The sequence below is a fragment of the Bavariicoccus seileri WCC 4188 genome (genome assembly GCF_000421665.1).
Classification (GTDB): domain Bacteria; phylum Bacillota; class Bacilli; order Lactobacillales; family Aerococcaceae; genus Bavariicoccus; species Bavariicoccus seileri.
Genome location: NZ_ATXL01000063.1, coordinates 1 through 8,488, shown reverse-complemented (window position 1 = coordinate 8,488; position 8,488 = coordinate 1). Strand labels below are relative to the sequence as shown.

Below are 8,488 nucleotides of genomic sequence, written 5' to 3'. Positions count from 1 at the left end.
CTATTCAGTGTAAAATGTACTTGGGTCATGTAAAGTCCTCCTAGGTATGTTTTTGTCGTTAAAAACATTGTACCGTAAAAAGGGCGTTTACATGGCTCTTTATCTTTTACACAATTATATGGACTTTATCTATAAATTCTGATAGAACAAGTGAGTGCAATATGTCATAATAAAATGATTAAGTGCTTGGTTGGATTTAGAAATTTGAGTGCTATTGTTATTAAATAAGTATCGTTTGGGGTAGAAGACATGGTAAAAAAAGTTATCTTATGGGTCGTTGGAGTATTAGTTGCTATTGTAGCGATTGTCTATATCGCTTTTCAAGTCTCACCTTTACCAGGGGTTTTGATTATACAGAGGGCATTTTCGGGGGATGTTGTTACTGATAAGGAAAGATATGGCAGGACTATCTCAAAAGTTTCAGTGGATAGAGATGTTAGCTATCCTTCTGATTACAGTGAGAATACCGTAGATATATTCTAGCCAAAAGGTGAAAAGAACGAAAAACATCCTGTTTTGTTTTGCTTACACGGTGGTAACTCAGCAGGGGCTCAAATTGCTGCACAGTTCGTGGCCACGCAAACAAAATCTACCTATCTTTCAGAATTTAATCTCGGACAGATTCTCGATCCTGAGCAAATCAAGGGTGCAGTTCTATACTGTGGCCTCTATGATTTAAAAGAAGTTTTGGGTCAAAAAAGTGATGATCGCTTCACTAAATTCTTTGTTAATACAGTTGGTTGGTCTTTGACTGGTCAAAAGAACTGGCAGGACAGTCAGGCAATCAAGCAAGCGTCAGTGGTTGATTATATCACAGACAAATTTCCGCCGACTTTCGTCACAGATGGCAATAGTTACTCTTTTCAAGAACAAGGTCTGACCTTGGTTGATCGACTTAAGGAATTGAATGTGCCTGTGACCTCCTTATTTTTTAACGATAGCGACAAAGAGGTAACTCACAAGTATCAATTTCACTTTACCGATCCATTGGCGCAGAAATGTTATGATATGACTAAAGAGTTCACAGCTTCTTTATTTTAGAGTGAGTTTCAGTGTTTGGCACTGTATAGGGAATTTCTTAATAATGAAAAAAGCAATGAGAAAAAGCAAGTATCGCTGTTTGTTTAAAAACATACGATACCTGCTTTTTTTTGCTCTATAGCTGTTTTATGGTTGCTCTATGATTGTTCTTTAGCTGCTCGATAAGTGTTAGAATTGAAAAAAACTCTAATTATAGTCACTAGCTGGTGCATAACGTTGCCATTTTTTGTGCTTATAGTGGTGTGTAAAGAAGATGCTTCTTACAGCCCAATCAGCCATCATAGCCCACCAGACACTAACGACTCCCATATTAAAGACATAGACTAAGATGAAACTGAAACCAATCCGAACGACTAACATCGAGAATATGGAAAAAATCATTGGAGAAACGACATCCCCAGATGCCCTAAACGTATTTGGCAAGCTAAACGAGAGTGGCCACATAATCATTGCACCAACTCCGTGGATTACCATTATTTCATAAGCAATACTGAATCCTTCTGGTGATAGTCCGTAGAGTGATAAGGCCGGGTTTAGTATAAGCAACATCAAAATATTTAAAATCCAAAGATAAATATAAGCTTTTTTGATTAGATAGCGCGTATAAAACTCAGCTTGCTCATAATCTCTTGCACCAACACATTGAGAAACCACAGTTGTAATGGCCAAACTCATCGCTTGGGCCGGAACAATCCCAACACTAGTTAAGCTATTTCCAACCGCATGGGCAGCAATAGCTGACGTTGTAAAAGTAGCGACCAAGCTAGACATGATAATCTTACCGATTTGAAAGATACTACTCTCTAACCCATTTGGAATCCCAAGTTTTAAGATGCGTTTGATCATCACACCATCAAATTCTTTGAAATTGTATGACCGGATATAAACAATCATTTTTGGGTTTCTGAGCATGATTAGAATAATGACGGCACCAACGATACGAGCAATTGATGTCGCTGAGGCTGAACCTAAAACACCCATATCAAATCCAAAAATAAAGAGGATGTTCGCTGCTATGTTAACAATATTGATGACAATAGCATTCACCATAGGCACAGCAGAATTGCCCATGATTCGGAATAAGGCAGCACAAACATTGAAAACGGCTAAAAATGGTAAGGACAGAGAAGTTGTAAAGAAATAAACTTGGGCATTTTCCATAATTGCTGAATCAATATTACCGAAAATGAAACGAAGAATAGCATGATTAAATGTTAAGAAAAGGATCATCATACCGATCGATAATAGCGTAACGATTAATAACAACTGTTTTGCTGCATGACGAGCCTCTTCATGTTTTTGCGCCCCAATATATTGTCCAACGACAATTGCTCCACCAGCACCTAAAGCAGCAAACAAGGTAATCAATAAAAAATTAATACTGTCGACCAAAGACACAGCAGATACAGCTGTTTCTCCAACGGAAGAAACAATCAATGTATCAAATAAACCGACTGTCATTGCCAGTGTTTGTTCGACCATCAAAGGGATGACTAGACGTTTTAATTGTTCTTTTGAAAATAGTTTACCGTCCCAACTTGGATCTGGGATCTGGGAATGTTTAAACCTCACTACTGACACTCCATTCTTTTAAGTTGACCAACCTATTATAGAACAATTGAATTGAAAAATGGGAAATAAAAGTGTTTTATTTCAATAAGAAAGAGACTTTATAACGTAAAAGTAAGTGGATTTTTATAAACAGAAAATATCTGTTGAATTTTTAAAAATAAGACCAAATGTCTTGTATTTTTTTGAGAAAAGAGTAGACTACTGATTATAGATAAAAAATATCCATAATGGATACTAAATATCTCTAATTGAGAGGTGAGATCATGAAATTAACGAAAAGTTTTGAACAGAGTGTTGGAGCCATGGCAATATTAGCTACTCAAGTCAAGGGCGTTCCGATTGCTTCTAGTACCATACACACACGGCTAAGGACATCATTAACTTATGGACAGAAGATTATCAGAAAGCTTGTCAAAGCGGGTCTAGTAGCTTCTGTATCGGGTCAAAACGGGGGTTTTTGTTTAGCTAAAGATGCAAAAGATATCAGTTGTTTAGATGTTGTGGAGGCCGTTGAAGGGCCCGTCCAAATGTTTAGAAATGAAAAATTATTAGACCGAGTGTTCAATGATGGAAATAAGCAAACCGTCAAAGAAGCTGATGAAACGTTGAAGGAAATCTTTAACGAAGCTGATGAGCAGTGGTGCAATTATCTCAGAAAAATCTCTATAGAAGATATCATCACTAGAGTCTTAGGCAATGAAGACTATCATGAGATAGATTGGAATCAGGTGTCATCATCTCGTGAATTATTGTTGAGTAAAATTTTAAGGAGTGGACGTTGAAATGATCAAGAAAGAATTTTTAAAAATCTGGCATAATAAGATGTTGGTGGCAACTTTGCTTGCTATCAGCATCGTTCCTATTTTGTATGCTGGTGTCTTCTTAAAATCTGTATGGGACCCATATGGCAATACAAGTCAATTGCCAGTTGCTGTCGTTAATAATGATCAATCTGTCTCTTTCAATGACCAAGAGTTGAACGTTGGTAAAGAGGTTATAGACAATTTAGAGAATAACGATAAACTAAATTGGCAATTTGTTGATGGTCAAACCGCAAAAGATGGGCTGAAGAAGCACGACTATTATATGGTAGTCACGATACCTGAAGACTTTTCTAAAAATGCGGCTACAGTACTGGATGCTGATCCTGAAAAAATGGATCTGACGTATGAAACTAATCCAGGAGCAAACTTTATCAGTGAGATCATTGGTGATAGTGCGGTCAAACAATTAAAGGCAGAAGTCGGAGAAAGTGTTACTAAAGCCTATACAACTGCTATTTTTGCTTCGATTCAAAAAATTGGTAGTGGGATGGAGCAAGCTGCTGACGGTGCTTCTCAATTGGATGATGGTTCAAAGAAGTTGAATTCAGGATTGACTGAACTCGATGGGAAAATACCAACACTAGCCAATGGTGTCAATCAATTAACATCTGGTTCAGGTCAACTCTCAGAAGGCGTCTCACAATATACGACTGGTGTTAGCGGTGTCAATGCTGGTGCACAACAATTAAACGGTGGATTGACTCAATTAGCTGATAAAGTCAGCGTGTTAGGCAGTAGTGCTCAAAATCTGAATGCCGGAACGACCCAATTGCGTGATGGGCTAGCAGAGATGAACAATAACATCCCTGCAGAAGATTATGCTGGATTAGCTAATAGACTTGATCAAAGTGCATCAGGACTTGAGCAAATGGCCAGTGTTGTCAATAGCATTCCTGACAGCCAATTAGATCAATTAGGAAATATAACAGGAGAAGTTGCCGCCTTAAAAACGGGCTTGGAATCAGTAGGTACTGACATAAAAGCTGCTGGAGATGCTATGCCTGATGCTATCCAAACGACAACCTCCATTGCTGCTAACGCTGGTGCAACAGCGGCTGTGAAAGCCAATGCTGAAGCCAATGCAGAGTATAAGCAACAAGTCTTAAATATCATCAATAACAGTGGCATAGATGCTGATCAAGCTAAGAACTTGACGGATCAAGTCAACGGGATTAGTGCTGACATTGATCCTGATGCAGTTGCCAATGCTATTGCTCAAGAAGTAGCAGCTAATAATGACACCATTGGCAGCGACGTCAAAGGACATTTAGAAAATGCTGGAGGCACTTTAAAAGCCATGGCTGGAACTAAAATTCCTGATATTTCGCAAGATCAAATCAACACCCTGAAGGGTCTTAAGAGCCAAGTTGCTAGCATGTCTGGAAATATCGCTGAGCTAAAACAATTGGAAACAGTACTGACTGGTATGGGCGCAGTAAAAGAAGCGCTTAATACGAAATTAGTACCGGGCGCCAATCAATTAGTAGCAGGTACGAATCAACTTGCGCAAAGTGCACCACAATTAGTAAGTGGTGTTTCACAACTTGAAAACGGCTCACAAACACTTGCAAGTGGGACAAATCAATTAAATAACTCTAGTAATCAATTAACAAGTGGCGCTACACAACTAAATAATGGGTTGAACCAATTAGGAGAACAAGTACCAGCTTTAGCCTCTGGTGTCCGTCAATTAGATACAGGGTCAAAAACATTAGCAGACGGGACGACAGACTTAGCAACTAGCTTAACGAGCGGTGCAGAAGATGTTACCAGTATGAAGCTAACAGATAAGAATGCATCGATGGTGGCAAATCCTGATGAAACAATCAAGAGTCAATATAGTAACGTGCCAAACTATGGACATGCTTTAGCACCTTATTTCATGAGTGTTTCCTTATTCGTAGGTTCGATTCTATTCAATTTTGCTTATCCAATCCGTAAAATTGCTGATCGTAAAAATGCGACAGCAACAAAATGGTTCTTTAGTAAATTTGTTGTGGCAGCAATAACAGCTACTGCGATGGCAATGATTATTGGTGGAGTGATGCAATTAATAGGTCTAACAGTTGTTAATCCAGTTCAATACTATCTGACTTTGCTTGCGACTGCCTGGTTCTTCATGTATATGACGATGGTCTTAGCGATGAGCTTTGATAACCCTGGACGGTTTATTTCCATCATCTTACTAGTTCTTCAACTAGGAGCTTCTGGTGGTGTATTCCCGATGGAAATCACAGGTCATTTCTACAATGTACTGCATCCATTTATGCCAATGACATATACAATCAATGGCTTGCGTCAATCGATTTCAAATGGATTAGGAAATGGGACATGGGTACAAGCTATGATGTTCTTAATAATTGGTATTGTTGTGTTAATATCGCTTCTATACCTTGCAATGACAATTTTGTTTAAACGTGGATCAGCTAATTATTCGCAATTAAATGACAACCAAAAACTATTAGATGACCACTATGATTTTGACAAAGCTAAATATACCTTATGGTGATGTGAAATTGGTATAAGGCGGACTGACTGATAGATTGCTTAAATGGATAAAATAATGACATCCTACTTTGGATGCCATTATTTTTTTATAGGAGCATACAGTTTTCAAGAATAGTAGTTTATACGAATAAAAATCTTTTTCAGATAAAGTTCCTTACGGCTCGAAGCTCCCCGCTTATTGAACAACCTCTTTGTCAGTGTTCCTGGAGTAGCTTCTTCGTATATAAGTTGATCTCACTTGAGAATTAAAAATTCTCAGCAAGCTCATCTTATATCTCGAAGCTGACCACTCCATGAACAACCCTTTAAACGGTGTTCAATAAGCAACTTCTTCATCCATAAGTCACTTTATCTTGAAAATTTAACAGCTTATTTTCAGATTAAGTTCCTTACGGCTCGAAGCTACCCGCTTATTGAACAACCTTTGTTATAATATGCTACAATGAGATATAGTTAGAATAAGTTAGGGAAGAGGGATAGTTTGTCTACTAATATTACAGCTGCATTTGAGAAGGTATTAAAAGATAAGACAGTGCCACTGAAACCAAGGACATTGAGTGATGGGAATATTGCTTATGATGGGACGTTTGATATAGCAGGACGTTCACCACTGGGATTTGGTGTCGTTCTTGAGAATAAACCAGATGTATGTGACTACCAAATCATGTTCAATGAATTGGCATGTTTAAAGAGTTATGAGCAAAAAGAAGCTGTTTTAGAAAAGCTAAATGAATTGAATATAGTGGATACTGGTTATTACACTCTCATTCTAGGAAACGATGGAGAGATATTCATGAAGACACTAGGGCGGACGACGACTAATGTCCAAGATTTATATGAAATTTTAGTGTATGGTACGAATATTGCCAAAAAAGCACAGGAAGCATTGATCGATTTTTTGGCGAGTTTGAATTAGTTGAGTTTTGAAATATCAGAGAACTCAATAAGAATCGTGGTATGATTATAGTGTGGAGATTGAAATAAATGTATTTGTAATCCAGACGAAAAAGGACTTGCCTCGGCAAGTCCTTTTTTAACCTTTAAATACTAAAAATATTCCAAACTAAATTGTTAAAACTAGATCGTTAAAACTAGATTGTCACAAGGCTTGAATCGTCATCTTTAAATGCTCAGGCTAAAGTATTCCATGAGATAATTTGCTAATCCATTTTGATCGTTTGTCTCATTGGTAATATCATCAGCAATAGCTTTCACTGCTGATTGGCCATTAGCCATAGCTACGCCACGTCCTGCTTCGTGAAGCATTTCTGTGTCGTTGAATTCATCTCCGAATGCCATGGTATCTTTCATATCAATTTTGTAGTAGTCGGCTAAATGTTTTAGAGCACGGCCTTTGTTAACCCCAGAAGAAACAACTTCCAAGCAAGGCATTTTGCCACCCCAAGTTCTAACATCTACTGTTTCACCGTATTGTTTGATGATCTCTGTGCTAGTGCTCTCTTGATCTTCTTCACTTGTGAAAATCGTTAAAGCAGTTGGGTCTTCAAGGAGACTCGTTGAGTTCAAAAGTAGTGGTGTGATGCTAGGTTCTGGGAAAAACTCGTTTGTAGGTAGTTTTTGGGATGTCGCAAAGATATTGTATTTTGCTTCAGCAATGATTAGATAGCTATTTAAAGCTTCTCTGTGAGTTGCGACATCAAGAGCAATGGATTTGCTGATGCCAACGTGGTAAGTGCCATCCCAATTTAAATTATTGGGATCATGGCATAGGGCACCGTTAAAATTGACCATTGGATTTTTTAAACCAACTTGGTCGTATAAATGTTTTGAGTTTCTGTAAGGTCGGCCTGTTACAATGATGATGCGGTGACCGAGTCTATCTAATTGACGCAACACTTTGATGGTCAATGGATCGATTTGAGATTGATCATTCAATGTTGTGCCGTCTAAATCTAATGCTATTAATTTGTTCGTCATAAATTCTCCTATGTTTTTAAAATATTGTCAGTTTCTGTTAGAATGTAGGAAAGGTACATCAAGTCGTTTACAAAATTCGTTAGGTGTTTTGGAGACTAGATAAATTTATTCACAAGATAAATTAGCTGTTTGGTAAGATAAAAGATTACACAGTTTAAGTGTAATAGTGAAAAGATGTTCGTGAAAAAAACTGTAAACCGCGTTACTAATAGTGTATCACATGTCGGCAAATAGTGCTATAAAGGAGTTTTTAAGAATGACTCAAGATAAAGAATCGTCATTGAACCCTTCACAAACTAATGAGGAGAAGCAAGACGACGTGCAATTGGAAGAACTTAAATCGCGGCTATTAGCTGCATTAGAATCGGTGATTGATCCTGAATTAGGGGTAGACATTGTTAACCTTGGTTTGGTTTATGGGGTTGATTTAGATGACGATGGTCACTGTCTAGTGAGTATGACCTTAACGACAATGGGTTGTCCTCTCGCAGATATTATTACAGATGAAATCCATCGGGCGCTTAAAAAAGTGCCAGAGGTCAAAAGTTCTGATGTGAAACTTGTGTGGTATCCGGCTTGGTCGCCAGATCGTATGAGTCGTTATG

General features: G+C 37.9%; 8 protein-coding genes. 6 read left to right on the top strand and 2 right to left on the bottom strand.

Annotated elements, in window-relative coordinates:
• Nucleotides 1-249: 249 nt before the first annotated feature.
• Nucleotides 250-483 carry a hypothetical protein gene (locus tag H541_RS13665; protein ID WP_022797154.1) on the top strand — a complete coding sequence of 78 codons (234 nt, stop codon included), beginning with the start codon at nt 250-252 and terminating at the stop codon, nt 481-483.
• A 33-nt stretch (nt 484-516) separates the two neighbouring features.
• The gene (locus H541_RS0109940; RefSeq protein WP_022797153.1) at nt 517-1,041 is read left to right on the top strand and encodes an alpha/beta hydrolase fold domain-containing protein; all 525 of its coding nucleotides are present in this window, start codon (nt 517-519) and stop codon (nt 1,039-1,041) included.
• Nucleotides 1,042-1,227: 186 nt separating this feature from the next.
• Here H541_RS0109940 and H541_RS12330 read toward each other — a convergent pair whose 3' ends face one another.
• Entirely contained in the window at nt 1,228-2,613 is a 1,386-nt protein-coding gene (locus tag H541_RS12330) for an MATE family efflux transporter (RefSeq protein ID WP_022797152.1), read from the bottom strand.
• A 263-nt stretch (nt 2,614-2,876) separates the two neighbouring features.
• Here H541_RS12330 and H541_RS0109930 point away from each other — a divergent pair, with 263 nt between their 5' ends.
• The 3 genes from H541_RS0109930 to H541_RS0109920 all read left to right on the top strand — a co-directional run bounded on the left by H541_RS0109930 (nt 2,877) and on the right by H541_RS0109920 (nt 6,861).
• Entirely contained in the window at nt 2,877-3,395 is a 519-nt protein-coding gene (locus tag H541_RS0109930) for an Rrf2 family transcriptional regulator (protein ID WP_022797151.1), read from the top strand.
• A 1-nt stretch (nt 3,396) separates the two neighbouring features.
• A complete protein-coding gene (locus H541_RS0109925; protein ID WP_022797150.1) occupies nt 3,397-5,946 on the top strand; it encodes a YhgE/Pip domain-containing protein in 2,550 nt (849 codons plus the stop codon).
• Between the two features lie 480 nt (nt 5,947-6,426).
• Nucleotides 6,427-6,861, top strand: a complete 435-nt coding sequence (locus H541_RS0109920; protein WP_022797149.1) for a hypothetical protein — start codon at nt 6,427-6,429, stop codon at nt 6,859-6,861.
• Between the two features lie 206 nt (nt 6,862-7,067).
• Here the strand turns inward: H541_RS0109920 and H541_RS0109915 are convergent, their stop codons facing one another.
• On the bottom strand, nt 7,068-7,883 hold the full coding sequence (locus H541_RS0109915; protein ID WP_022797148.1) for a Cof-type HAD-IIB family hydrolase: 816 nt from the start codon (nt 7,881-7,883) through the stop codon (nt 7,068-7,070).
• A gap of 256 nt (nt 7,884-8,139) precedes the next feature.
• Here H541_RS0109915 and H541_RS0109910 point away from each other — a divergent pair.
• A partial coding sequence (locus H541_RS0109910) for a metal-sulfur cluster assembly factor (protein WP_022797147.1) occupies nt 8,140-8,488 on the top strand: 349 nt, incomplete at its 3' end.

Bases quoted from the DNA above. Each gene is read 5' to 3' on its own strand.
- H541_RS0109925 (WP_022797150.1), top strand. From the start codon at position 3,397: ATGATCAAGAAAGAATTTTTAAAAATCTGGCATAATAAGATGTTGGTG.
- H541_RS0109915 (WP_022797148.1), bottom strand. From the start codon at position 7,883: ATGACGAACAAATTAATAGCATTAGATTTAGACGGCACAACATTGAAT.
- H541_RS13665 (WP_022797154.1), top strand. From the start codon at position 250: ATGGTAAAAAAAGTTATCTTATGGGTCGTTGGAGTATTAGTTGCTATT.
- H541_RS0109930 (WP_022797151.1), top strand. From the start codon at position 2,877: ATGAAATTAACGAAAAGTTTTGAACAGAGTGTTGGAGCCATGGCAATA.